Annotated in this window: 20 protein-coding genes; 3 read left to right on the top strand and 17 right to left on the bottom strand. The window is 41.0% G+C overall.

Translation table 11 applies throughout. The features are described from left to right. Positions 1-13 precede the first annotated feature (13 nt). The 13 genes from pknB to ISX45_RS03080 form a co-directional block, all read right to left on the bottom strand. Positions 14-1,963, bottom strand: coding sequence for a Stk1 family PASTA domain-containing Ser/Thr kinase (gene pknB / locus ISX45_RS03140; protein WP_181554974.1), 1,950 nt, complete (start codon positions 1,961-1,963; stop codon positions 14-16). Positions 1,964-1,969: 6 nt separating this feature from the next. Beyond that, complete coding sequence (locus ISX45_RS03135; protein WP_181554975.1) at positions 1,970-2,719, bottom strand: Stp1/IreP family PP2C-type Ser/Thr phosphatase; 750 nt, start codon at positions 2,717-2,719, stop codon at positions 1,970-1,972. A 4-nt stretch (positions 2,720-2,723) separates the two neighbouring features. After that, positions 2,724-3,722 carry a dual-specificity RNA methyltransferase RlmN gene (gene rlmN / locus ISX45_RS03130; protein WP_267240209.1) on the bottom strand — a complete coding sequence of 333 codons (999 nt, stop codon included), beginning with the start codon at positions 3,720-3,722 and terminating at the stop codon, positions 2,724-2,726. Between the two features lie 101 nt (positions 3,723-3,823). Further along, the gene (gene rsmB / locus ISX45_RS03125) at positions 3,824-5,167 is read right to left on the bottom strand and encodes a 16S rRNA (cytosine(967)-C(5))-methyltransferase RsmB (protein WP_194519950.1); all 1,344 of its coding nucleotides are present in this window, start codon (positions 5,165-5,167) and stop codon (positions 3,824-3,826) included. Further along, the gene (fmt, locus tag ISX45_RS03120; RefSeq protein WP_194519949.1) at positions 5,157-6,113 is read right to left on the bottom strand and encodes a methionyl-tRNA formyltransferase; all 957 of its coding nucleotides are present in this window, start codon (positions 6,111-6,113) and stop codon (positions 5,157-5,159) included. The genes rsmB and fmt overlap by 11 nt, the downstream gene beginning before the upstream one ends. 11 nt (positions 6,114-6,124) lie before the next feature. Further along, entirely contained in the window at positions 6,125-6,598 is a 474-nt protein-coding gene (def, locus tag ISX45_RS03115) for a peptide deformylase (RefSeq protein WP_194519948.1), read from the bottom strand. Positions 6,599-6,613: 15 nt separating this feature from the next. Then, positions 6,614-9,028, bottom strand: coding sequence for a primosomal protein N' (gene priA, locus ISX45_RS03110; protein ID WP_194519947.1), 2,415 nt, complete (start codon positions 9,026-9,028; stop codon positions 6,614-6,616). Next, entirely contained in the window at positions 9,025-10,230 is a 1,206-nt protein-coding gene (gene coaBC / locus ISX45_RS03105) for a bifunctional phosphopantothenoylcysteine decarboxylase/phosphopantothenate--cysteine ligase CoaBC (protein WP_181554981.1), read from the bottom strand. The genes priA and coaBC overlap by 4 nt, the downstream gene beginning before the upstream one ends. Before the next feature lie 63 nt (positions 10,231-10,293). Next, positions 10,294-10,494, bottom strand: coding sequence for a DNA-directed RNA polymerase subunit omega (rpoZ, locus tag ISX45_RS03100; protein WP_181554982.1), 201 nt, complete (start codon positions 10,492-10,494; stop codon positions 10,294-10,296). A gap of 3 nt (positions 10,495-10,497) precedes the next feature. Beyond that, a complete protein-coding gene (gene gmk / locus ISX45_RS03095) occupies positions 10,498-11,112 on the bottom strand; it encodes a guanylate kinase (protein WP_181554983.1) in 615 nt (204 codons plus the stop codon). Positions 11,113-11,125: 13 nt separating this feature from the next. Beyond that, positions 11,126-11,389: an extracellular matrix/biofilm regulator RemA gene (remA, locus tag ISX45_RS03090; protein WP_181554984.1), complete on the bottom strand. Its 264-nt coding sequence runs from the start codon at positions 11,387-11,389 to the stop codon at positions 11,126-11,128. Positions 11,390-11,443: 54 nt separating this feature from the next. Then, positions 11,444-12,319, bottom strand: coding sequence for a YicC/YloC family endoribonuclease (locus ISX45_RS03085; RefSeq protein WP_181554985.1), 876 nt, complete (start codon positions 12,317-12,319; stop codon positions 11,444-11,446). An 88-nt stretch (positions 12,320-12,407) separates the two neighbouring features. Next, the gene (locus ISX45_RS03080) at positions 12,408-15,080 is read right to left on the bottom strand and encodes a cation-translocating P-type ATPase (RefSeq protein ID WP_181554986.1); all 2,673 of its coding nucleotides are present in this window, start codon (positions 15,078-15,080) and stop codon (positions 12,408-12,410) included. Between the two features lie 106 nt (positions 15,081-15,186). On the opposite strand from ISX45_RS03080, the gene ISX45_RS03075 reads away from it, so the two are divergent. Next, positions 15,187-16,899 carry an Rqc2 family fibronectin-binding protein gene (locus tag ISX45_RS03075; RefSeq protein ID WP_194519946.1) on the top strand — a complete coding sequence of 571 codons (1,713 nt, stop codon included), beginning with the start codon at positions 15,187-15,189 and terminating at the stop codon, positions 16,897-16,899. Positions 16,900-16,939: 40 nt separating this feature from the next. Here ISX45_RS03075 and ISX45_RS03070 read toward each other — a convergent pair whose 3' ends face one another. The 3 genes from ISX45_RS03070 to ISX45_RS03060 form a co-directional block, all read right to left on the bottom strand. Further along, positions 16,940-17,503: a Uma2 family endonuclease gene (locus ISX45_RS03070; RefSeq protein WP_194519945.1), complete on the bottom strand. Its 564-nt coding sequence runs from the start codon at positions 17,501-17,503 to the stop codon at positions 16,940-16,942. Between the two features lie 540 nt (positions 17,504-18,043). Continuing rightward, positions 18,044-19,456, bottom strand: a complete 1,413-nt coding sequence (locus ISX45_RS03065) for a sensor histidine kinase (protein WP_194519944.1) — start codon at positions 19,454-19,456, stop codon at positions 18,044-18,046. Further along, positions 19,440-20,117 (bottom strand): response regulator transcription factor, encoded by a 678-nt coding sequence (locus ISX45_RS03060; protein WP_194519943.1) that lies wholly within the window; start codon positions 20,115-20,117, stop codon positions 19,440-19,442. Before ISX45_RS03060 ends, ISX45_RS03065 begins: the two co-directional genes overlap by 17 nt. Positions 20,118-20,304: 187 nt before the next feature. On the opposite strand from ISX45_RS03060, the gene ISX45_RS03055 reads away from it, so the two are divergent. Together ISX45_RS03055 and ISX45_RS03050 are read left to right on the top strand one after the other, a co-directional pair. Next, positions 20,305-21,060 (top strand): ABC transporter ATP-binding protein, encoded by a 756-nt coding sequence (locus tag ISX45_RS03055; protein ID WP_194519942.1) that lies wholly within the window; start codon positions 20,305-20,307, stop codon positions 21,058-21,060. Continuing rightward, positions 21,057-23,636, top strand: a complete 2,580-nt coding sequence (locus tag ISX45_RS03050) for an ABC transporter permease (RefSeq protein ID WP_194519941.1) — start codon at positions 21,057-21,059, stop codon at positions 23,634-23,636. The genes ISX45_RS03055 and ISX45_RS03050 overlap by 4 nt, the downstream gene beginning before the upstream one ends. Before the next feature lie 329 nt (positions 23,637-23,965). Here the strand turns inward: ISX45_RS03050 and ISX45_RS03045 are convergent, their stop codons facing one another. Beyond that, on the bottom strand, positions 23,966-25,522 hold the full coding sequence (locus tag ISX45_RS03045) for an esterase/lipase family protein (protein WP_194519940.1): 1,557 nt from the start codon (positions 25,520-25,522) through the stop codon (positions 23,966-23,968). Between the last annotated feature and the right edge of the window lie 323 nt (positions 25,523-25,845).

Here is a 25,845-nt window from a genome sequence, read left to right as displayed (position 1 = left end):
CTTCACCCCTTATTTACGAATTTGGATACGGAACAGTCCCTTCTTGTTTGACAACATTGTTCACAATGACGCGATAATATCCATTTCCTTTGTACGGAATATTAAATTCCACCGTTTCTTTCACCGGCGCAGTGAGACGATACGTTTTATACGGTTTAGTCATATCGTGATTAGCATCTTGAATATAGAGTTGTGCGTCAACAATTCCGCCTTCCTGCTCCGGTTCATATGGGATGTCGATTTCTTTTACGACCATTTTGTTCGGAAGTAGCTCTTTTCCACGTGAAATGACGACGGTAATAGTCGCTCCTTTTTCTAATTCGGTATTTGCTCTCGGCGTTTGCGACATGACAATTCCTTCCGGCACTTTATCGGAATATTCATGTTTGACAATAACATATAACTGTTGTTCTTGAACATAATCGCGCACACTTTTTTCCGTATAGCCGGTTAAATCTTTTAAAATAATTTTTTGAGGTCCGATGCTAACGGTAAACGTCACTTCCGTTTCGTCCGGAACGACTTTCTCGCCCGGAGAAGGAAATTGTTCAATAATGGTACCGGCTGGTTCGTCACTATAACGCTCGTTTCGCTTAACAAGCAAAAATTTTTCATTTTTTAATTGCTCTTCCACATCATCAATATTTTCACCTATGAAATTTCCAAACTCGACTTTCTTTTTTCCAATACTTTTATAAATCGTAATCGCTGTTCCTTCTTTTACCGTCTTCCCAGCCTCTGGCTTTGTACGAACAACTTTTCCCTCAGTGATCTCATTGTCTTCCATATCTACCGTATTCTTAATTTCAAATCCTAACGAAGATAACTTCTCTACTGCCTCATCATAGTCTTTGTTCGTGACATCAGGCACGGTGACATCATTTGGAAAGAAAAGAGCCGGTACCCACGTTACTACACTCACCCCGACAGCAACAAGAAAAAGTAAAGCGGCAATGATCCAAGCGATCCACTTCCGCTTCTTTTTTGGCGTTTGAACGGACGAACCGTCTGTTTTCTCTCCGTTTTCGTCACGCACAATCGTTGATTGCTCGTCAGGGATCATGTCTCCTTCCTTAATAATCGGAATCGCTTTTGTCGGTTCATCATCATCAGGGATAGTAAATTTTTTTTCATTCAATCGATCAGGATTGAGCGCCGTGCGAATATCTTCATTCATCTCTCTTACGGATTGATAACGATAAAATGGATCTTTCGCTGTCGCCTTTAAAATGATATTTTCCACACTTTGTGGAATGTTCGGATTCCATGCTTTCGGAGAAGGAGTTTCCGCTTGTAAATGTTTTAGCACAATCGAAACAGCTGATTCTCCAGAAAATGGGAGACGCCCCGTCAACAGTTCGAACATGACAATTCCTAATGAATAAATATCCGATTTCGCCGTGGTGATCCCGCCGCGCGCTTGCTCTGGAGATAAATAATGAATCGAACCAAGTACCGAATTTGTCTGCGTAATCGTTGTCGAGCTTAACGCCACCGCTATGCCAAAATCGGTAACTTTGACGTTCCCGTGCTCGTCGATTAAAATATTTTGCGGCTTAATATCGCGGTGAATGACACCGTTTTCGTGCGCATGCGCAATCGCTGATGTCAGCTGTTCCATAATATCGATCGCCTTTGGAACACTCAGCGGCGCATGCTGTTGGATATATTGTTTTAATGTATAACCACGCACATACTCCATGACAATATAATAAATTCCTTCATCTTCACCGACATCATAAATGCTTACGATGTTTTCATGGTTTAAGCTTGTGGCCGCTTGCGCTTCGCGGTGAAATCGTTTAATAAATTGCTCATCACTAGAAAAATCAAAACGTAACACTTTGATGGCGACATCACGTTCCAAAATCATATCTCTCGCCAAATAGACGTTCGCCATTCCTCCGCCGCCGATTAAACTCATGATTTTATAGCGACCGCTTAGTCGTTTGCCAATGAGCACGTCTGATCACCCACTTTCACGTTCCGCTGAAAATTCGACAATCGCTAACGTAATGTTGTCTTCACCACCATGCTCATTTGCCAGATCGATCAATTTTTGTGCCTTTTGTTCCAGTGACTCAGACGATGTTAAAATATGTACCATCGCTTGTTCCGGCACTTTATTCGATAAGCCGTCCGAGCATAACAGCAATACATCGTGCTCCTCCACGCTAATCGTTTTGACATCGAGCTTTACCTCTTTTTCCGTCCCAAGTGCTCGCAGCAACACATTTTTGCGCGGATGGTGCTCTGCATCTTCTTTAGAGATTTGTCCTGTTTTTACTAATTCATTGACGAGAGAATGATCTTCAGTAATTTGTTGAAAACCATTTTGATTAAGGAGATAACAACGGCTATCTCCGATATGACCAATTGTCGCAAAGTGGTCAGTGCAAATGGCACTGACAATCGTTGTCCCCATTCCTTGGCATTCCTCATGTTGTAAAGAATGATGAAGCAAAATGCGATTAATGTTGGCAACATGATCTTTGAGCCATTGTTCCGCAATATCAGGGGAAGAGATGTTTTCGGTCTCTTCCCATTCATTTTTTAAATACGTAATCGTCATTTCACTCGCCACATCACCAGCGCGATGTCCGCCCATTCCATCAGCAACAACCGCCAAATAATGTCCGTCTTTGTTTTGAAAAATCCCGCCGCAATCTTCGTTGTGAGGTCGAATTTTACCAACGTCGGTTTGGAAAACGACTTTCATTATTTCACCTCGTCTCTTCTTTTCGCTCCTTCGCGCGAAGCTGCCCGCATGCTGCATCAATGTCGTGTCCTTGTTCGCGGCGAATCGTAACATTAATCCCATGCTTTTTTAACGCGCGCTCAAACGCAAAAATTTGCTCGCGCGGTGTTCGCACATAATTTCGTTCCGGTACGTAGTTGACTGGAATTAAGTTTACGTGGCATTTTAATCCTTTAATAAGTTCCGCCAATTGTTCGGCGTGTTCAATTTGATCGTTCACCCCGCCGAATAAACCGTATTCAAACGTCACGCGGCGACCGGTTTTTTCGATGTAATAACGCACTGCTTCCATTAATTTTGGCAGCGGATACGCCTTATTAATCGGCATGAGCTTCGTCCGCAATTCCGTCGTTGGTGCATGTAAAGAAATAGCAAAATTAATTTGCATTCCTTCATCGGCAAATTGATAAATTTTTGGAATGATGCCGCTTGTCGATACAGTAATATGGCGTGCACCAATGTTGAGCCCTTTTTGGTGATTGACAATTTTTAAAAACTTGATGAGCTCATCGTAATTATCGAATGGCTCGCCAATTCCCATGACGACAATGCTGCTTACCCGTTCTCCTTGTTCGTCAAGAGCTTTTTGCACTTTGACGACTTGAGCGGCAATTTCCCCTGCTTCTAAATGACGCTTCAAACCGCCAAGCGTGGAAGCGCAAAACGTACACCCGATGCGACAGCCAACTTGGGTCGTTACGCAAATCGAGTTCCCGTAATCATGTCTCATTAAGACCGTTTCGATCGAGTAGCCATCATGAAGCTCAAATAAAAACTTCATCGTGCCGTCTTGCGATGTCTGTTGAACAAGTGTTTTTAATGTTGTGATGACAAAATGGTCATCGAGTTTTTCGCGCAATGCTTTTGGGAGATTCGTCATATCAGAAAAGGAGCTTACCCGCTTTTGGTACAGCCACTCATATACTTGTGTAGCGCGGAATGGCTTTTCTCCTTGTTCAACCATCCACGCCTGCAATTCTTCCAACGTCAGCGAATAAATGGATGGATTGCGAGTAGCTGTTTCTCGTTTGTTTCGCGTGATGATGTCTGTTTTTTTCAATGAAGTTACACCTTCTTTCGTAATGATGCGATAAAAAATCCGTCTGAGCCGAAGTAATGAGGAAGTAAATGCAGTTGCCCATCGTGAACATATGGCTGCACTTTTTTCGGCAATCGCTCTTTCAATGTTTCATCGAGGATAAATTCAGGATGTTGTTGTAAAAATTGTCTGATCACCGCTCCGTTTTCTTCCTTATCAACCGTGCATGTGCTATACACAAGTGTGCCGCCTTTTTTCAGCAATGGGGCCACCGCACGTAAAATTTCGAACTGTAATGTCGCTAACGCTGGAATATCCGCTTCTGTTTTAGCGTATTTAATATCCGGTTTGCGCCGAACGACGCCAAATCCTGAGCATGGCGCATCAACTAAAATTTTATCAAACGTTTCTTCCGCAAAATAATCGGCAACGCGGCGGCTATCCAGCACATGTGTGACGATGTTCGTGAGCTGAAGGCGTTTGGCTTGCTCCTCAATTAGTTTAACTTTATGTTCATGAATGTCTAATGACACGACTCGTCCGGTATTGTTCATCAGTTCGGCAATATGGGTCGATTTTCCACCCGGTGCCGCGCAGCTATCAAGAACTTGTTCATGTTCATGAACGCCAAGCGCTCTGGCAACAAGCATTGAGCTTTCATCTTGAATGGTGATAAGCCCTTTTTGAAACACTTGGGTATGCGCCAAATTCCCTTTTTTTGCTTGAATCGCTTCTTCGACGATTTCTCCGCGCGCGACTTCGACACCTTCTTGTTCAAGCGTATGAATCACTTGTTCCACCGTCGTTCGCGCTGTATTGACCCGCGCTGTTTGCTTCGGCGCATGCAAGTTCGTTTCACACATTTTCTTCGTTTCTTCGATGCCGTATTGGTTGACCCAACGCTTGACGAGCCAATGTGGATGGCTTGTCGCCACCGCTAATCGTTCAATGTCATCGACAATCGTGTCTAACGAAGGGACGCCCTCGCGTTGAATGGCGCGAAGCACACCGTTGACCATTGAAGCAATTCCCTGATGACCACGCTTTTTCGCAATCTCGACGGCTTCAAAAATAGCGGCGCGATCAGGAATGCGATCAAGATAGATCATTTGATACAGTGACAGACGCAGCAACACCTTTACCCATGTTTGCAGTTTACGCGCTTTTTTTATAAATGGCCGCAGATAATAATCAAGCGTGTCGCGCCGTTGGATCGTTCCATAGACGATTTCCGTCAACAAACCAACGTCTTTTTTCGGAAGTCGATACGTTTGAATCATGTTATTTAACAATAAATTGCTGTAGGCCTCTTTTTCTTCCACCGCTAAAAGCGTTTCTAATGCTACTTCTCGTACGTTTTTAGTCCTCATTTTCGTCTCCTAGCTTCATTCCAATTGTGACATGAGCACCCGCACCACGCAAAAATTGTGCGGCATTCATTCGTTTTTTGCCTGCTGGTTGCAGTTCAGTAATTTTAATCGCCGTTTCATTTCCGGTTGCGACGACAATACCATCATTAACGATTTCGATAATCGTTCCCGGAGCAGCTTTTTTCACCGCAGGAACTTTTTCTCCCCACCAAATTTTCCATACTTGTCCTTCAAACGTTGTATAGGCAACCGGCCAAGGATTTAACCCGCGAATATGGTTATAAATGTCCTCACCGGTCTTTGTCCAATCAATTTTTTCTTGTTCTCGCTTGATATTGTAGGCAAACGTTGCCTCTTCTTCGTTTTGCTTGACCGGTGTCAGCTTTCCGGCAAGCAAAAGCGGAATCGTCTCTGATAACAGTTTTGCCCCAGCAGCGCTTAATTTATCATGAAGCGTGCCGACCGTATCTGTTTCCGTAATCGGTACCTCTATTTGTGTTAAAATGTCTCCTGCATCAAGCTTTTCAACCATGTACATAATGGTAATCCCTGTTTTTGTTTTTCCTTGTAAAATCGCATAGTGAATCGGAGCACCGCCGCGCAATTCAGGCAATAAAGAGGCATGAACATTAATGCAGCCATATTTAGGAGCCTCGAGCAATTCCTTCGGCAAAATTTGTCCAAAGGCCGCAGTGACAATTAAATCTGGTTGCAGCGCCAGCACTTGTTCATATTGCTCTTTTTCACGGATTTTTGTCGGCTGCAATACAGGAATTCCATGTTTTTCCGCTTCCACTTTTACCGGCGGCGGAGTTAACTCCTTTTTTCTTCCTTTTGGCTTATCCGGCTGTGTCACAACGCCGACCACTTCATAGCCATCTTCAATAAGTTTCCTTAACACCGGGACCGCAAAATCCGGTGTGCCCATAAACACGATTCTTGTCATTTGTGCATCATCTACCCTTCTAATTCTTCCGGTTCATAATAGCGAATGACTTTTGATGTAAACAATACTCCGTGCAAATGATCGATTTCATGTTGTAATGCGCGCGCTAAAAAGCCGGTCGCTTCGAGCGTATACGTACGGCCGCGCCGATCTTGCGCCCGCACTTTAACATAATCGGCACGTTTTACTTCACCAAATAACCCCGGAAAGCTTAAACATCCTTCCGGTCCAATTTGTTCCCCGCGCGCTTCAAGAATCACGGGATTTATGAGCTCAATACGCCCATGCTCATCGCCGACATCCACGATAGCAATTTGTTTGGCGATGCCTACTTGCGGTGCTGCTAAGCCGACACCGTCCGCATCTAACATCGTATCGTACATGTCATTAAGCAGCTTCACAAGACGTCGGTCAAATTCTGTTACTATTTCGCAAACCGTTTCTAAAATTTCAGCTGGATATGTTACGATTTCCAGTTTAGCCAAATCAATTCCTCCCATTTACATCATCATATATGGATTCGTATCAACGGTGATAAACAATTCTCCTTGGGAGATTTCTTGCTGGTAGCGGTCAACAACTGTTTTTAACACACGGGTAAAGTTTGGTTCCCGCTTGTATTTTATCATGCATTGATAGCGATATCTATCATGGAGACGAGCAATCGGCGAAGCAACAGGCCCAAGAATGATCGCTTCTTTTGATAAATGGGCGCGCAAATACGCAGCAATTTTTTCCGTCACGGCAACCGCCTTCGTGATTTCGGAATGGGAAACAGTGATTAATGTTAAGTAATAGAACGGCGGATAACCATGTAGTTTGCGAATTGCCATTTCTTTTTGATAAAACATGTCATAATCATGCTTCGCTGCCAGCTCAATGCTGTAATGCTCCGGAGTGTACGTTTGAATGACAACTTCTCCCGGCAGCTTATGCCGCCCTGCGCGCCCGCTCACTTGCGTCAATAGCTGGAACGTTTTTTCCGAAGAACGAAAATCAGGAAGGTGTAACATCGTATCTGCCGCTAATACGCCGACAAGAGTGACCTTTGGAAAATCTAGCCCTTTGGCAATCATTTGAGTTCCCAATAATATATCTGCCTTCCCTTCACCAAACGCTTCCAGCAGCCGCTCATGGGCTCCTTTTCGGCTCGTCGTATCAACGTCCATGCGGATGACCCGCGCTTCAGGAAGCAGTTTGTTCAGCTCTTCTTCCACTTTTTGTGTGCCCGTGCCGAAAAAACGAATATGTTCGCTCTCGCACGAAGGGCAACGATACGTAAGCGGTTCCTCATGCCCGCAGTAATGGCATTTTAATCGCTGCTGTACGCGGTGATAAGTGAGCGAAATGTCACAATGCGGACAGCGAATGACATGCCCGCAATCGCGGCACATGACAAACGTCGAGTAACCGCGCCGATTTAAAAATAATACCGATTGTTCGCCTTTGGTAAGGCGATCTTGCAGTTTTTCAAATAAAATGCGCGAAAACATTGAACGGTTACCGCTCCGCAGTTCCTCGCGCATGTCGACGATGTTGACCGTCGGCAAACCGTTTTCGCTCATTCTCTTTTTCAATGTCAACAGTTGATAGATTCCTTTTTTCGCTCGAGCAAATGATTCAAGTGAAGGAGTGGCGCTGCCAAGGACAACCGGACATTGATGAAAACGGGCGCGGTAAATCGCGACGTCGCGGGCATGATAACGCGGATTTTCCTCTTGCTTGTAACTAGCTTCATGTTCCTCGTCAATAATAATCATGCCGAGATTTTCGAAGGGAGCAAAAATCGCCGAACGCGCGCCGACGACAAGTTTGACCTCCTTGCGATGAATTTTTCGCCATTCATCGTATTTCTCTCCGACAGATAGACCGCTATGAAGAACCGCCACTTGCGAGCCGAACCGTCCTTTAAACCGCTCAACCATTTGCGGCGTCAATGAAATTTCCGGCACAAGCACAATCGCTTCTTTCCCTTGGCGCAACACTTCCTCAATTGCCTGCATATATATTTCCGTTTTCCCGCTTCCGGTCACACCGTATAGCAAAAATACTTCATGTTTGCTCGCCCGCACGCTTTCTACAATTGGAGCGAGCGCCTGTTTTTGTTCATCGGTGAGCGGAAGCGGTTCTGTCTTTACAAACTCGCGATGCTCATAAGGATCGCGATAGATTTCCACTTCGCGCTCACTAAGAATTCCTTTTTGGATGAGCGCTTTAACGGAAGCATGAGAAGCGCCGCTTTGTTCTAATAATTCTTTTAGTGGCATACCATCCTTCGCTGAAAGAAGAAGCGTTAATAGCTGTTTTTGCTTTATCGCGTTGGCTGGAAGCGCCTCGATCGCTTCATGAATCTGCTCTTTTGAAACTGCTATATCAATGTATTTGATGGTTTTTTTCGCGGCTTTTTCTTTGACGCGATACACAACCTCTAAATAGCCCTTCTGAATTTCTTTTTGCAAAAGCGGAACAACGTTTGTATGTTCTACGTCTTTCCAAGAAATGACGGAACGATCGGCAAAGAGCGACTGAATCGTTTCAGGCAAACGGGCGCGATCCTCTTCGTGAACGAGATGGATTTCTTTTTCGTACTTCGCTTTCATCGCCGCCGGCAACATCGCTTGATAGGCAGAAATTGCAAAACAAAGCGTCGTTTCCGTTAAATACTGTCCTAAACCGAGCAACTCTTCGTTCAATACTGGAGTGACATCCAGTATCGCTTCAATCGGTTTTAACGTTTTTACCTCGGAATGTGACTTAATGTTAACGACAAAACCTTGCAATAGTCGCGCGCCGAACGGAACCGTCACACGCATACCAACCTGTAATACATCTTCCCATTTTTCCGGTATTACATAATCAAATGGTCGGTCCGTTTGCCGCGCTGGAACATCGACAATTACCGCTGCTATTTTCATTGAATCGCCTCGATATATTGATGGATTTCTTTTAAAATCTCTTCCGCTACTTTCTTTTTCGGTAAAAGCGGAAGCGATGTAACAGACCCGTCTCGTTTGAAAATCGTTACAATATTTGTATTGCCGGCAAATCCAGCTCCCTCTTCGCTAACGTTATTAGCGACAATCATATCTAAATGTTTGCTTTCTAATTTCTCTCGGGCATACTCTTCGACGTGCTCTGTTTCTGCTGCAAAGCCAACTAATAGTTGCTTCGTTTTTTGTTCCCCAAGCACTTTTAAAATATCGATCGTCCGCTCCATTTCAATGACGTAATCTCCCGGCTGCTTTTTTATTTTTTGTGTAAATACGTGTTTCGGACGATAATCAGCAACAGCAGCTGATTTAATGACAATATCGACCGTCGGAAATACTTTCATGACTTCTTCGTACATTTCCTGTGCTGATTCCACACGAATCGTTTTCACATTAGGGGGAGACGGTAAACAGGTTGGCCCGGAAATGAGCGTGACTTCCGCACCAAACTCCGCTGCCGCTTCGGCAATCGCATACCCCATTTTCCCGGTCGAACGATTCGTAAAAAAGCGAACCGGATCTAACTTTTCCCGCGTCGGTCCTGCGGTGACCAGCACCTTTTTTCCTTGTAACAACGGCGTAGCAGAAGAAAAATATTCTTCGATACATTCTATGATTTTTTCCGGCTCTTCTAACCGTCCTTTTCCTACATATCCGCATGCTAAGTATCCTTCTGACGGCTCAATAAACCGGTAGCCGAAACGAAACAACTTTTCAATATTTTCCTTCACAACTGGATGTTCGTACATATGGACATTCATGGCCGGCGCAATCCACACAGGTGCTTTTGTTGCCAGCAATGTTGTCGTAATCATGTTATCAGCAATGCCATGGGCTAGCTTCCCAATCGTATTGGCCGTCGCCGGAGCAACAATGACAAGATCCGCCCAATCGGCTGCATCAATATGGGCAATAACTGCCGGATTCTTTTCTTCGAATGTATCAACATATACTTCGTTTCGTGATAACGCTTGAAAGGTTAATGGGGTGACAAATTGACATGCTGCTTCGCTCATCATCACTTTGACATTGGCTCCCCGCTGCTTTAATTGGCTTGTTAACGCCGCTGCCTTATAGGCAGCAATTCCACCTGTCACACATAATAAAATATTTTTTCCATTTATCATTTCACACAGCTCCCCTATGGTCTGTCACTATTGTAAAAAAATAACAACCTAACGGTTAGGTTGTTATTTTTCTTCTTCTGCTAATTCGATATGACCTGCGGCAATTTCCTCTAACGCTTTTCCAACAAATTTTTTTGATACAGGATTTTCAATCGTCAAATCTTCCTTTTCTTGCAATTGACGTGCCCGTTTAGCAGCAACGGTCACAAGCGTGTATTTCGAATCCAATTTTTCCATTAGTAAATCGATGGAAGGATACAGCATACTTCATTCAACCTCCAGCATTTTTTTATAACGTTGCGCGACGCGTTCGCGCTTGCAATGCTCCGCAGTGACAATCGCTTTAATGCGCTCACACGCCAATTCAACTTTGTCATTTTCAACAACATAGTCGTACGCATCCATCATTTCGAGCTCTTCTCTTGCCGCTTTCATTCGGTTGTTAATTAACTCTTCTGACTCAGTTCCCCTTGTGACAATCCGTTTTTTCAACTCGCTTAAGCTCGGTGGCGCAAGAAAAATAAACAGTCCTTCTGGAAACGCTTTGCGCACTTGTAAGGCGCCTTGCACTTCGATTTCTAAGAATACGTCTTTTCCTTCTTGAAGCGTTTTTTCGACGTAATCAATCGGCGTACCATAATAGTTGCCGACATATTCAGCCCATTCGAGCAATTTATTTTCACGAATCATTTGTTCAAATTCTTCGCGTGTTTTAAAGAAATAGTCGACACCATCGACTTCGCCTTCGCGCGGTTTTCTTGTTGTCACAGAAATCGAGTAATGTAAGTTAATATCTGGCTGCGAAAATAATGCTTTCCGCACCGTTCCTTTTCCAACACCAGATGGTCCCGATAAAACAATTAATAATCCTCTTTCACACATAAACGTCTAAACCCTACCCTTCCTCCGATAAATCATCACGTTCATATAGACGGTGTGCGACCGTTTCCGGCTGCACGGAAGACAATATAACATGATCGCTATCCATTATAATGACCGCACGCGTTCTTCTTCCATGGGTCGCATCGACTAGTTTTCCGCTCTCTCTTGCGTCTTGAATAATTCGTTTAATCGGAGCGGAATCAGGATTGACAATCGAGATAATACGGGCGGCTGAAACCATATTTCCATAGCCGATATTCACTAATTTAATACCCATGAAAGAAATCCTCCTACCATAAAATTGTTGCCGCAACTTGACGGTTATAAACAGTTACTCTATATTTTGCACTTGCTCTTTTACTTTTTCAAGTGCGCTTTTCATCTCTACCACTTGTGCAGCGATGCGGCTATCGTTCGCTTTCGAACCGATCGTATTGATCTCGCGATTTAGCTCTTGCACTAAAAAGTCAAGCTTGCGTCCAATCGGTTCGGTCTTATGTAATGTGTCCACAAACTGCTCCAAATGACTATCAATTCGTTTTAATTCTTCATTAATATCCGCTTTTTCCGCGAAAATAGCCACTTCCGTCAAAATGCGTGTCTCATCAACCGCCCCTTGCACAAGTTCATCGATTCGCTTCATTAGCCGCTCGCGATATTGTTCTGTCACTTCAGGAGCCCACGTACGAATATTGCGCACACATTGTGTCATCATCGCAAGCTGCTCATGAATATCATTCAATAGCGCTTGTCCTTCCTGACGGCGCATCTCTGTTAACTGTTGAGCCGCTTCTTCAGCAGCTGCAATGACCAATTGTTCAATCTCTTCATTTCCCGTCTCTTCTTCAATCACTTCGGTCGCTCCTTCAAGCTGGAACAGTTGCCCAAGCGTAATACGATCTTGCAGAGAAAAACGCTCATTCGCTTCCTGCAAGCGCTCATAGTATTCATCAATTAATTGCCAATCAACTTGTAATTTTCTTTTTATTAATCCTTCTCCTTCGACATTGACAAAAACTTCGACTCTGCCTCTTTTCACGTACTGTAAAATCACTTTTTTTATTTTATCCTCAAAGACGAGCCATTGTCTAGGGATCCGAACAGAAATTTCGCAAAAACGATGATTGACCGATTTCATTTCTACCGTTACATTCATATGTTCATTCGCTTTTTTGCTTCGTCCAAAGCCTGTCATGCTGTAAACCATATTATCACACCCAATTATATTAACATCCAAAAAGAAAAGGTCATAGAGTGGTCCTCTATCACCTTGATTATTATATCATATTTTTTCATCATTTTCTTGTAAAAAACGAACCGGCAAATAAAAATGTCGGTAATGCCGCTAATCCCACGATTAATACCCAATCAAGCAGGATAATCGGAACCGTATGGAAAATCCCTTGTAGCGGCGGATAATAAATGACGACAAGTAGCAACAAGACGGATAGTAACACAGCTCCAACGAGATACAGATTGCCAAAAGGATTACGGTCAAAAATCGAACGTTCACAGCGGCAATCAAAAACATGAATTAATTGAGCCATCACTAACGTCGCGAACGCAACCGTTTGAGCATATACAAGATTATTTTCGCCTCGCTCATAAACAGTCATAAACGCCGCGAGCGTCACGATTCCAATGATGAACCCACGGCTCACAATTTTCCAACCAAGCCCGCGGGCAAATACTCCTTCCTTCGGATGGCGGGGCTTCCGTTTCATCACATTTTCTTCCGCTTGATCAAGCCCTAACGCCATCGCTGGAAGCCCATCAGTGACAAGGTTGACCCATAAAATTTGAATCGGCACAAGAGGTAACGGCAATGCGAGAAGCATCGCAAACAACATCACTAAAATTTCCCCGACGTTGGAAGCAAGCAAGTAACGAATAAATTTGCGAATGTTTTCGTAAATGTTTCTTCCTTCTTGAATCGCGGCTTGAATGGTGGCAAAGTTGTCGTCTAACAGTATAAGCGAGGCCGCTTCTTTGGCAACATCAGTACCCGACTGCCCCATCGCGACTCCAATATCTGCCGCCTTAATCGCCGGCGCGTCGTTCACGCCATCACCGGTCATCGCCACGATATGTCCCCTTCTTTGGAACGCTTTGACAATTTTCAATTTATGTTCCGGCGATACGCGAGCAAACACATAAATATCATCAACGACTTGCTCTAACTCATCAATGGAAAGCCGCGCCAAGGTTTGACCGTCCATCACTTTTCCGCTGTTCGGTAAAACCCCTAATTGCCGTGCAATCGCCTTGGCGGTTAATACATGGTCACCGGTAACCATCACCGTTTTAATTCCCGCTTCTTTACATTGTTGTACCGCTTTTTTGACTTCGGGACGCGGCGGGTCGATCATCCCTTGAATGCCCAAGAAAATTAATTCCTTTTCCGCTTCTTTTTCCGATGCAATTCGTTCATGGGCTCGCAATGGACGATAAGCAATCGCAATGGTGCGAAGCGCTTGATTTGCCATTGTGTGAATGACGTCTTGTACCGTTTTTCTCCAAGCCATTGTCATCATTTGCTCTCGACCGTTCCACCATATATGCCCGCTCACTTGCAACAACACATCAGGAGCGCCTTTTGTCACAATAAACCGTCTGCCCGCTCCGTCTTTAACGATGACGGTCATCATTTTTCGCTCGGAATCAAATGGGAATTCCTGTTCAATGATAAATTCGCTCTCTACTCTCTCTTTTGTCAGCCCTGCTTTCATCGCCGCAACAAGCAGTGCGCCTTCCGTTGGATCCCCCTCAATGTAACGACGCTTCCCTTTTTCCTTTATTTGTGAATTGTTACAAACTGCCCCAAATGTTAGCAACTGCTGTAATGAGGTTTCTTTTTTGGTATCAATAGTGCGGCCGTTTTCATAAAACTGTCCTGCCAGTTCAAGCCCCGTCCCGCTGACCGTCCAGTTTCTTCCGCTCGCCCATATGTGCGTGACGGTCATCATATTTTCTGTCATCGTACCCGTTTTATCGGAACAAATGACAGATGCACACCCTAGCGTTTCGACCGCTGGTAATTTACGAACGATCGCGTTTTTCTTAATCATTCGCTGTACACCCAGCGCGAGAGCAATCGTCACAATTGCCGGTAATCCTTCTGGAATCGCCGCGACCGCTAATGAAACGCCAGCTAAAAACATTTCATAAATATCGTGCCCTTGAATGACACCAATTCCTACAACAAGAACGGTCAAAAGCAGCGCAACAACAATTAAAATCTTACCTAATTGCTCTAGTTTCCGTTGCAGCGGAGTCATAACCGTATCCGCTTCTTGGAGAAGGTTCGCAATTTGTCCCATCGCTGTTTTCATTCCCGTCGCGATAACAATGCCGACGCCACTTCCCCTTGTCACTAATGTCCCCATAAACGCCATATTATGTAAATCACCGATAGCTGCATGCTCATTCGCAAGCGGAACGGCTGATTTGGCCGTCGGAACTGATTCTCCTGTTAATGCCGATTCCTCAATTTCTAATCCTTTTGCATCGATTAAGCGAACGTCCGCGCCAATGCGGTCACCGCTCGAAAATTTCACAACATCCCCGACGACAAGCTCTTGCGAACGGACCTTTACCCACTCTCCATCACGCAATACCATCGCCTGCGGTGCCGATAATTGTTTGAGCGCCTCTAGCGATTTCTCAGCACGTCGCTCTTGGAAAAAACCTAAAAATGCGTTCATAATGACAATGACAATAATGGCAATTGCATCGACATACTCACCAAGCAGCCCAGAAATCACCGTGGCAATCAATAACACAAGCACCATAAAATCTTTAAACTGACCTAAAAATAATCGAAGCGCAGACTGCTTTTTCGCCTCTTTTAACTCATTATAGCCAAACCGTTTTAGTCTCTTTTTCGCTTCATCGGTCGTTAAACCTTTGGCGATATTCGTATTCGTTTCCTTTGCTACATCATTTGATGTAAGCATATGCCATTGCATTCACTTCATCCCTCCCTCTTCGCTTTTCTATGAAAGCTTATTCAGACATGTCCAAAAAAATGATATGATATTCAATGAAACAAAAAGATAAGGAAAGGTGTTTTCCATGTCATTTGACGGAGTGTTTACCTATGCTATGACAAAAGAACTAAAAGAAGCGCTAGAAGGAGGGCGCATTACAAAAATTCATCAACCGTTTAAACATGAGCTCGTATTGCAAATTCGCTCGCATGGGCAAAACCATAAATTGCTGTTATCGGCGCATCCAAGCTATGCGCGCGTTCATCTTACGAAAGAAACGTATGACAATCCAGCCGAACCGCCGATGTTTTGCATGCTTCTTCGCAAACATTTAGAAGGAAGCATCATTGAATCCATTCATCAAGTTGATTTTGACCGCATTATTATTATCGAAGCCAAAGGGCGAAATGAAATCGGCGATGTGCACACAAAGCAACTTATTATCGAAATTATGGGACGGCACAGCAATGTCATTTTAGTCGAAAAAGAAACGAATACAATTATTGACAGCATGAAACATCTCTCTCCTGCCGTCAACCGTTATCGAACCGTCTTGCCGGGACATCCGTACGTCGCACCACCGACTCACGGAAAAATCAATCCGTTAGAAGCAACGGAAGAGATGATCATCAAAAAATTAGATTTTCACGCTGGAAAATTAGCAGAACAACTCGTGGCGACGTTTGCCGGCATTTCCCCCCTCCTTGCAAAAGAAGCAGTATTTCGCGCGGGACTGGCGAACCGAACGACACTACCAAAAAGCTTTGTCGCGTTAATGGAAGACGTGCGGATGAATCGGTTTGCTCCATGCATTTACACGAATCACGAAAAAGAATGGTTTTACGTGCTGCCGCTTACGCACATAAAGGGAGAAACGAAACGATTTGGCACGCTCAGCGACATGCTCGACCGCTTTTATTTTGGAAAAGCAGAACGTGATCGCGTCAAACAGCAAGCACATGACCTAGAGCGGTTCGTCATCAACGAAAAAGCGAAAAACGAAAAAAAGTTAAACAAGTTGGAACAAACATTGCAAGAGGCAAAAAATGCAGAGCAATATCGGCTTTACGGGGAATTATTGACAGCGAACTTATATGCAATGAAGCGCGGCCTGCAAGAAATCGAAGTCATCAACTATTATGACGAACAAGGTCGTACAATCACGATTCCGCTTGATCCGCAAAAGTCGCCGTCTGACAATGCCCAACATTACTTTCAAAAATATCAAAAAGCGAAAAATTCGCTTCATATTGTGCAAGAGCAAATTGAGCGCACAAAGCAAGAGATTGATTATTTTGCAACGCTTCTCCAACAACTCGAATCCGCTGCTCCGAAAGATATTGAGGAAATTCGCGAGGAGTTAATCGAACAAGGATATTTGCGGGCACGGCCGACAAAACACATGAAAAAACAAAAACAAAGAAAAATTGAACTTGAACGCTATGTTTCAAGCGATGGAACAGAAATTCTTGTCGGCAAAAACAATAAGCAAAACGACTATTTAACAACAAAGCTAGCACATAAAGATGACATCTGGCTGCACACGAAAGACATCCCGGGTTCGCACGTCGTCATTCGCAGCAAAAACCCGTCGGAACAAACGATCATCGAAGCCGCCCACCTTGCTGCCTACTTTAGTAAAGCGCGACAGTCCAGCTCCGTTCCTGTTGACTACACGCGTATCCGCTACGTCAAAAAACCGAGCGGCGCCAAACCGGGCTATGTCATTTACGAAAACCAACAAACAATCTATGTCACACCGGATGAAGATTTGGTGATTAAGATGAAAAAACAATAATACAACAATACCTCCCCATTCCTTTTTGGGAGGTATTGTTCTATACAAATATCTCTTCTAAATTTAACGCCAATCCCGGAAAACAAACAGATTGTACGATTCCTGTGCCAGCCTTGATATCTGCTTGTTCATATAATCCATCTTTATTTAAAGTATAAACAGTAATCGCATCTTTCATCGGGTTGACGATCCAATATTCCTTTACACCATATGCCATATATAAGTTAAACTTTGTAACTAAATCATGCGCTTGGTTAGAAGGACTTAATATTTCTACAATAAGAGTTGGAACACCGACATATTTCGTATCGGTAAATCCTTTTTCTTCACAAATAATGCTAAGGTCTGGAATGACAACTTTTCGATCAGGCAAATCATCGCTTACTAACTCAATATCCGTAGGTGCGGCGAATACTTTGCATTTTTTCCCTTTTAAATATATACCAAACTGTGTATGGATATTGCTTGAAACAAGTTGATGCTTAATGCTAGGCGAAGGAGCCATATAAACAACACCGTCAATATATTCTAGTAAATCGTCACTTTCCTCCCTTAAGACTAGATATTCCTCATACGAAACCTTGGAATAATGAGGAAATTCCATAAAAATTCCTCCTTCTTTCTTCATTGCCCGGCTTTGGAAGCATTTGTAGGACGAGCCATTTATCATTCTCAGCCTTTGCGAACGTTCTTCTTTTTATTATATCACGAAAGGTGACAAGAATGTTCCGCCAATGCAAAACAAACGTTTCTCCCTTATTTCCCTCGCACATTTTAGCCTACCCGTGGAGAAGAAAAAAGGGATTTTCCAAAACGGAAATCCCTTTTTACTATATTTTTTATTTCCTCCACTCTTCCGAATTTCCCGCCATTCTCACAATGTCTTTCTCCGTAATGACACCCATCTTCACCGCTGTTTCAATGAGGATGCCATAATCAGTAAACGTGTATAAAACATGCTTTTACAAAGTGTAACCAACAAAGTTAGTAAACATGTTTACTTTACTAAAACACATAGAAGTGCTTAATTGAGCAAATAAATCAGCTAAAAGTACACAATAAAGCTATAAGTAAGATAATACTTATATAAAGCCTATGTCCATCTTCAAACATATTAGGAGTATAGAAAAAGTTATAAAGTAAGTCAGGACACTTCATTATATTTAGAGTTTTCTTTTGGTAAGTAGGCTGTAAACACTGCTCCACCATGTGAAATGTGATTGCTAGCTCTTAAATCTCCGCCGTGCGCTAAAAATATTTTTTTTGCTATAGTCAATCCTAGACCTGCACCGCCTGTTTTTCTGTTGCGTGAACCTTCTCCCCTATAAAGAGGGGTAAATAGATAAGGCAAATCCTTTGGATTAATTCCTTCTCCTGTATCTATAACGGATATTTCAATATTTTTATCTGTTTCATGTAAGGAAATAGTAATTTTTCCGTCATTAGGTGTATGTCTAAGAGCATTGTTTAACAAATTATCAATGGCCCTTGTTAGTAAATGTTCATCTGCAAATATGACATAGTTAGTTACCGAGCTAACTATTTCAACTTTAATATTCTTTTTTTCTGCTTCTAATTTAAATTCTTTTATAATATTATTTAAAAATTTATAGATGTTTATTTTTTCAAGATTAGGTTCTTGTTCTAGATGTTCAAGTTTTGTAAATATAAATAAATCGGATATCAATGTATCCAATACATTTGCTTTCCTTTGACAAACTTCAATATATTTCTCCATTTTTTCAGGTGTATCGGCAATTCCCTTCTGAATCCCTTCCAAATACCCTCTTATTGAAAAGAGAGGAGTTCGCAGATCATGGATAATAGAAGAAATAAATAGTTTTCTTTCTTCTTCCATTTTGATTTGTTGTTTAATCGAATCATTTAGCTTTTGGCTCATAATCCTAAACGCGGTTGATACATGTTCTATCTCTTGTATTGGGGATTTAGGTAAATCAATGTTTAACATTCCCTTTGATATACTTTTGGTTGCTTCAGCTAACTTTTTTAGTGGATGAAGTAACGCCTTGTTTATAAACCAAGCACCAAAAATTAACATAATTAACGAGAAAGTTAACCAAATTACCAGCCCGCCATATTCATTTAACCATTCTTTAAGTTTAGAATTATGTACGGTGATTATAGAAGATTGAGTCACATGAATATAAGCTATCCCTTGGATTTTAGAATCCTTGAAAACCAGATGTTCTTCAACGGGCCTTGTCTTTATATTAGTGTTGGTTGGTTGTTCATTCATATCGGAATAAGAGAAATTTGAGAAAAGCTCCTTGTTGGACGAGTTAAATAATCGTACTTGCATCCCATATCGATCTAGTTTTGGTGTGATTTCTGTTTGCCATTCAGGATCTGACCATTTAGAAACGTTATTTAAAATTTCATCTCTTATATTGAAGTAGTTACTGTTTAGAGGAACTTTAGGATCTTCAACTAAAGATTTACTTATAATGAAGGTTAAAAATATAGGAATAAAACTCACACAAAACAAAAGAATAAATAACCATTTTTTTATTGATAGTTTTTTACTTCTTATCTTCAAACTTATATCCCACTCCCCAAACAGTATGAATCCACTGAGGTTTTGAAGGATTTTCCTCAATTTTTTCTCTAACTCTGGCTATAAAAACTCTAATCGTGTGTTCATCTATTAACTCATTTCCCCACACTTTTTGGTATAACTGGTCATGGCTAAATACCTGTTTAGGATGTTCTGCTAAAAACTGAAGCAGCTCAAACTCCTTTGGGGTTAGGTTTACTCTCCTTCCATTTACAAACACTTCTCTCGTATATATATTAATTTTTAAACTTCCATAATGGAGAGTATGATTATTTTCTCTCGAACGAGAGCGGCGTAAAACGGCTTTTATGCGTGCAACGATTTCTCCTGGAGTAGCTGACTTTACAATATAATCGTCAGCTCCTATGTTTAATCCACGAATTTTATCTGTATCATCTTGGACAGCAGTTAAAAAAAGAATAGGAACATCACTGATTTCCCTAATTTGTTTACACGTTGTAAATCCAGATTGATTTGGCATCATAATATCTAAAAGCACACAATGAACAACTTGTTTTTTAAGAATAGATAAGGCTTCCAAACCATTCGAAGCTGTAAGTACATTATAACCTTCTGCTTCTAAAAAATCTTTCATCAACTCGATAATTTCTTCTTCATCATCTACAAGTAAGACTGTTTCCACTCGCCCCTTCCCCTCCTTCAAATAAATTTTTCCAATATTATACCAAAAAGAACTAAAAAAATTTAAAGTTATCAATAAATATTAATAAATTATTGACCCTTTGTTGATATGTCTTTGACTCTAAATTGATTTTTACTTTCTAAACTAATTATTGATACCGATTTTGAAGGAAGGAGAGGTTAGAATTATGTCCACAATATTGGAAGCTAAATCCCTAAATAAGATATATGGTGAAGGGAATAACCAATTTTACGCACTAAGAGATGTGAATTTAAAGGTTAATAAAGGAGAATTTGTGGCTGTTATGGGTACTAGCGGTTCAGGTAAGTCAACCTTACTGAATATGCTCTCTTGTTTAGATCGCCCAACCTCTGGGGAAGTTTTTCTGGATGGCATCTCTTTAACTTCAGCAAGTGAAGCTGAACTGACAAAATTAAGAGGAGAAAAGATAGGATTTATATTTCAATTCTTTAACCTTATCTCGGTACTAACTGCAGAGGAAAATGTCTCATTACCCCTATTTATATTAGGGAAATACGACGATCAGGCAAGGAAAAAAGTACTTGATTTATTGAACTTGTTAGGAATTGGACGTTTAGCATCCTCACGGCCTTCGGATATGTCCGGAGGACAGCAACAAAGAGTGGCTATTGCTAGAGCGTTAGTCACAGAACCAAAAATTATATTAGCCGATGAGCCAACAGGAAGCTTGGATTCAAGAACAAGCAAAGAGATTCTAGATATCATGCGTCATTTCTGTGATGAAATGAACCATACTATCGTGATGGTAACACATGATGCTAAAGTCGCCTCCTATGCCCATCGCATCGTATTTATGGAAGATGGAAAGTTGATTGATGAGCTTAATTTAAAAAACTCTAGCCAATCAGTGAGGCAAAGAGTGGTTGAAATTACTCGCAGAATTGAGGGGGAGTTAGTATGAATATCATGAAACTAGATTGGAAATTTTTTGTATCTAAAAAAAGTAGAGCTTTTTTCTCCATATTAGGTGTCGCTTTAAGTGTGATGCTTCTGGTGATATCCCAAATTCTTATACTTACTGTTGAACGTTCTAATGAGTATACTTTAAGAGAAAAGTATGGTAATTACGATATGCTAGTGGGATATCAAACCGATAAGCACAATCTTACAGAAGACGATATCACTTTTATTAATCAAATTCCAGGTGTTAAAAATAGCACACCTCTGCTTTACCCTTATATCGGTGAAAAAATGAAAATTCCAGAAATAACAGCTCTGCCTATGTATGTTGGCTTTAAAAATGATCAATTAGCAAAAGAACATCCTTTTTTAAATATAGACAAAGGAACATTCCCGAAAGGAAACGAGGTTATCTTGCCTATCCGATATTTGAAATCAAATCATTTAGAAATTGGGTCTGAAATTGAGCTACCTTTCCCTCCTCGTAATAATAAACAAAAAGTCGTTATATCTGGAACATTAAAACAAAATGAAAAATTAGAGAACATTGCAGTTTTTGATTACGATTGGTTAAGTAAGGTTACATCAAATAAAGGAAAAGCAACTGTTTTGATGTTAAAATTAGAAGACGAAGCATCAAAGGAAAAAATTAATCAAATTATCAAATCCAAATATCCTGATATTTTTATTGATAACAGGACAAAGATGGAAAAAGAAAGGGAGAACATAGGGGGCTTAAAGCCATTTGTTCATACCATTTCGATTTCAGCATTGGCAGGAAGTTTTCTTATCGTCGTAAGTACGCTACAAATGGCCATACTGGAAAGAAAACGTGAACTAGCAACTTTAAGACTTATTGGTATAAAACGCTATCAATTGACACTTATGATTGTTTTTGAATCAATGGTCATTGGATTTATCGGCGCTACAGTTGGTGTTTTATTAGGAATTGTGCTTTCTTTCTTATCCCAACGTGTTGTAGAACAATTAATGGGGTTTTCTCTTGTAGGGATTGTAATCCCTTGGAAGTCATTATTCCTATGTGCAGTGAGCGGAATAGTTATTACCGTACTTGCAGGGATTATACCGGGATATCTTGCTAGTAAATTACCCCCTATAGTTGCTTACAAACAAAGTGAACCATCCTTAGATAAATATAGTTTTTTAGTACGATGGTTATCACCAATTTTGTTAATTGCTTCAATCGTAGTCTCAATATTTAACTATTTATATACGAAGGGACCTGAATGGATTTATCTTTTAACTGGTTTATGTTTCCTATTCTCCATGTTTATAGGGATTCCAGTCATTCTTTATTTGACTGTTAAGTTCATCTCGTTTATATCCAAACCTTTCCTCGGATCAGATGCATTATTGGCAGGACGGAATGCCTTACGCCAGATGAGAAAAAATATACAAATAGCAGGCATACTGATGCTAGCATTTGTCATTGGTCTTACTGGTTACTTACTTTTTTCTTCCATAGCGATTCAAGCCGAAAAAGATATAAAAACTAGGTATCCAATGGATTATAAATTACAAGCTACTGATTCATCGCTTGAGCCAGGTTTTTCCAAAAGTTTAGAAGAACAAATTAAACAAATAGAAGGTGTAAGTTCAATATCCATTCCTACAGCTTTATTTGGATTAACACTTAATCTTGACCAAAACTATATTAAAAACTGGAATGGTCAACTATTCAATATAAATGGTAAGAAACAAATTCATATTAGCCTTAGAGCAATAAATATCAATGAAGTAACAAAATTTCATTCCATAAAGGTGCTAGAAGGAACAATTGATCAAGGAGCTCTGCGTAATGATGGAGTTATCATTACAAAAAATTTAAAAAAATTTGGGTTTCAGTTAGGTGATTATATTCAAATAGGACGTTATAACGAAGTGATTAAGGGAGAAAATTCTGGCCACCGATTCAAAATTGTCGGAATTATTGATAAGATGCCTGTTTTACCTTCTGATGAATATACAGCTTATACCGACAGAGAAAATCTTAAAAAATATTTTAAAATTAACACGATTGAACAAATTCAATATAATATTTCTAATCCATCCTTAAGTAGTGTTATTCAAAAAAAGATTGACAAATTGTTAAATAACCCAAATTTTTCAAATGTTATACTTTATGACCGTCAAAAAGAACTTTTAACGTTACACCGGCAGGTACAACAAAGGTTATTTATTTTACTTGCTGCTGTGATTTTAACTATTTTCCTCGGTATTATAGGATTGATGAATAACATAGCTAGTAGCCTAAGAGAAAGAAGTAGAGAGTTTGCGGTGCTCAGAGCGCTAGGAAGCCGACCAAACCAAGTAGTGAGATTAGCCTTGTTAGAAGGAGTAATCATTTCATTAGCCGGAGGGCTAATTGGAATTATATCAGGTCTTGTGTTTGGTTACCATGTATTAGCAGGTTTGGAAGCAAAAGAATATCTATTCCCATGGCTAATAGTTTTAATCGAATTGATCATAAGTCCTTTGATAGGGCTTGCTGCAGCATTTATACCTTCCATATGGATTTCTCGAATGAACCTTATCAAAACTTTATACCAGGAATAAAACCTCTGAAGAGAGTTTATAAAAATAAAAGACTCTTACAAACTCTCTTCAGCTCCATCAAACTTAGTCTTTTAGACTTAAATAATTAATACATGCATTGTTTTAATTAAGAAAATGGAAACATAGACTAAATAAAGTGAAAAACAGAACCTGATTAAAACCATAAACCCAATACAGCGATGCGCAAAGAGGTTTTCGTGTAGAAAATAATAAACATGATTCTTTGCATGAAGCTGGCTTATCAGTGTCTGACGTCACGTACATTTCACAATATAATTTATCCCGATGTTATCTTTGGGTTAGCCTCCTGAGGAAAATAAGTATATACTTTAATACATGTTCCCATTCTCATCCTTATAAATAGTCTGAATAAAGGTGCGCTCAAATGGCTTACCATCTAATGTCTCCCCCTTGATGTCGAGTGTTAAATGATAGACGCCTGCTTCGGTTTGTTTTGGAATCACGATTTCGTCATGCGCTGACAATGAAGCTTTTTCTTTTAGTTTCTTTCCTTTCTTTTTCCCTGGATTGTTTTCCTTAGCTACAAAATCAAGGCTGTATTCCATGTTCATTTGTTTCGTTTTAATTTTAGTGCCATCCGTTTCTATGACCCATTTGTTTTTATTGTTTTTTGGTTTTAGTTTTATGTTTTTTGTTAAGTCTGAATCGAACGTAGCAACGAGTAGATAGGCACTTGTACCATCAGCTTTCGCTTGAATGGTCCATTCCCCAGGCATTGGTTGATTGATTACTGCTACGTGATTCCACGCCCCTTGAAAAACGTCTTCCTCTTGTTGATATACGGCAACGGGTACGTTCACCAGTTGATGGTCAGGGCTTATCATCGTTAACGTGTCAACCGGTTGATCACTCATCCAGTTAATTGTTAACGTGCGTACGTTACTTTCAACGGCAAAGTTTTCAACAGCCGTTTGTTGAAAGCTTCCCCCTCTTATCACGTGAGAGCCATTTTCATCCGATTCCAATCCTTTTTCCGGAAATAAGGAAGTCGTTTGAATGGAAGAGCTCATCGCCCTATTGGTCGTCAAAAAAGGTTTAAAAATCGAGAACGTAGATGATCCATATTTGATAGTCGAGTGATCCCAATCCCCTACCTGTAACATCTGCCCATTTGGCAAGTACGCATTCGCCACTGTGACAGCGCCATCATTTGTTCCGTACTGAGATAAATAAAGCCCACCCCAATATAGCGAGGAACCGAACGAACCCCATTTCGTTCCCGCTAACGTATAATAGTTATTTTTATTCACATTTGCGTGATGATCAGTAATTGAACGAAAATAGTTCATATAAGACGTCTGTAAAGAATACGTACCATCGCTTTTTGATCCAAGGATATCAGCAAGCCAACTAGCCCAACTGCTGTATGCTAGGTCTGCTAATTGAGAACCATAGTGCGGACTTCCTAACGTAATCACATTAGAAACGTAAGGATACGCATTGTAATGAACCAAAGCCGTTTGCGCGTCAATGCCTCCTTTACTATGAGTAACAAGCACTAGTTTTTTACCGAAATAATTGTAAATTTCCTGGATTTTCGCGGCTAACAAACTTCCATTGTCCCACATGTCCTCCGAAGTTCCACCTGAATCGTATAACTCCAAAAAAGCCGTTTGATATCCATTGTTATAAGCAGTCTCGTACATATCGTTGTTGTCATACCATGTACTTGCGGAACTATTTAACCCTTGAACGAACAAAATCACAGGCGCATCAGGAATCAAATGGTCAGGCGTTGAGCCAATGTACCAGGTTCCCGGTGCTCCGCCAGAACCAGGATTTGTAAATTTACCAGCATCAGCAGGAGTAGCTACCACCGCCATCACAAGAAACCATACGAAAAGGAACGAAAAAATCTTTTTCAATCAGGCAACCTCCTTCATCTGAAATTCGCATTTAATCACGTTAATAAAGCTATTTGAAGGACATTGAGGATATGTCAAAAATTTAATGATTTTAACCAGTATCTTTAAATGTTGGGTGAACTAAATTTTGTTTTTTTTGAGACTTTGTTCTTTTGTTTTGTCTATCGCTTTTTTGTTCAGAAGGAAAATAAATTTCTTTTAATCCTATACTTGAGCTTCTTTAATCATGGACACTTCTATTTTTGGATTTTGTAAAATTTATTTTATAATTAAGAAAAAGAAAGAGAGCGCTTTTCTCCATACAAACGCCCTCTTAAGAAGAT

Source organism: Thermaerobacillus caldiproteolyticus, from assembly GCF_015326725.1.
GTDB classification, from domain to species: domain Bacteria; phylum Bacillota; class Bacilli; order Bacillales; family Anoxybacillaceae; genus Thermaerobacillus; species Thermaerobacillus caldiproteolyticus.
The sequence above is the reverse complement of the archived record's forward strand: the minus strand, read 5'-3'. Positions and strand labels throughout refer to the sequence as shown.

What these genes read in the sequence shown, in the direction of transcription:
- ISX45_RS03135 (WP_181554975.1), bottom strand. Translation starts at nt 2,719, where the DNA reads ATGAAAGTCGTTTTCCAAACCGACGTTGGTAAAATTCGACCTCACAAC.
- rlmN (WP_267240209.1), bottom strand. Translation starts at nt 3,722, where the DNA reads ATGGTTGAACAAGGAGAAAAGCCATTCCGCGCTACACAAGTATATGAG.
- rsmB (WP_194519950.1), bottom strand. Translation starts at nt 5,167, where the DNA reads ATGAGGACTAAAAACGTACGAGAAGTAGCATTAGAAACGCTTTTAGCG.
- fmt (WP_194519949.1), bottom strand. Translation starts at nt 6,113, where the DNA reads ATGACAAGAATCGTGTTTATGGGCACACCGGATTTTGCGGTCCCGGTG.
- priA (WP_194519947.1), bottom strand. Translation starts at nt 9,028, where the DNA reads ATGAAAATAGCAGCGGTAATTGTCGATGTTCCAGCGCGGCAAACGGAC.
- coaBC (WP_181554981.1), bottom strand. Translation starts at nt 10,230, where the DNA reads ATGATAAATGGAAAAAATATTTTATTATGTGTGACAGGTGGAATTGCT.
- rpoZ (WP_181554982.1), bottom strand. Translation starts at nt 10,494, where the DNA reads ATGCTGTATCCTTCCATCGATTTACTAATGGAAAAATTGGATTCGAAA.
- gmk (WP_181554983.1), bottom strand. Translation starts at nt 11,112, where the DNA reads ATGTGTGAAAGAGGATTATTAATTGTTTTATCGGGACCATCTGGTGTT.
- remA (WP_181554984.1), bottom strand. Translation starts at nt 11,389, where the DNA reads ATGGGTATTAAATTAGTGAATATCGGCTATGGAAATATGGTTTCAGCC.
- ISX45_RS03085 (WP_181554985.1), bottom strand. Translation starts at nt 12,319, where the DNA reads ATGGTTTACAGCATGACAGGCTTTGGACGAAGCAAAAAAGCGAATGAA.
- ISX45_RS03080 (WP_181554986.1), bottom strand. Translation starts at nt 15,080, where the DNA reads ATGCAATGGCATATGCTTACATCAAATGATGTAGCAAAGGAAACGAAT.
- ISX45_RS03075 (WP_194519946.1), top strand. Translation starts at nt 15,187, where the DNA reads ATGTCATTTGACGGAGTGTTTACCTATGCTATGACAAAAGAACTAAAA.
- ISX45_RS03070 (WP_194519945.1), bottom strand. Translation starts at nt 17,503, where the DNA reads ATGGAATTTCCTCATTATTCCAAGGTTTCGTATGAGGAATATCTAGTC.
- ISX45_RS03055 (WP_194519942.1), top strand. Translation starts at nt 20,305, where the DNA reads ATGTCCACAATATTGGAAGCTAAATCCCTAAATAAGATATATGGTGAA.
- ISX45_RS03050 (WP_194519941.1), top strand. Translation starts at nt 21,057, where the DNA reads ATGAATATCATGAAACTAGATTGGAAATTTTTTGTATCTAAAAAAAGT.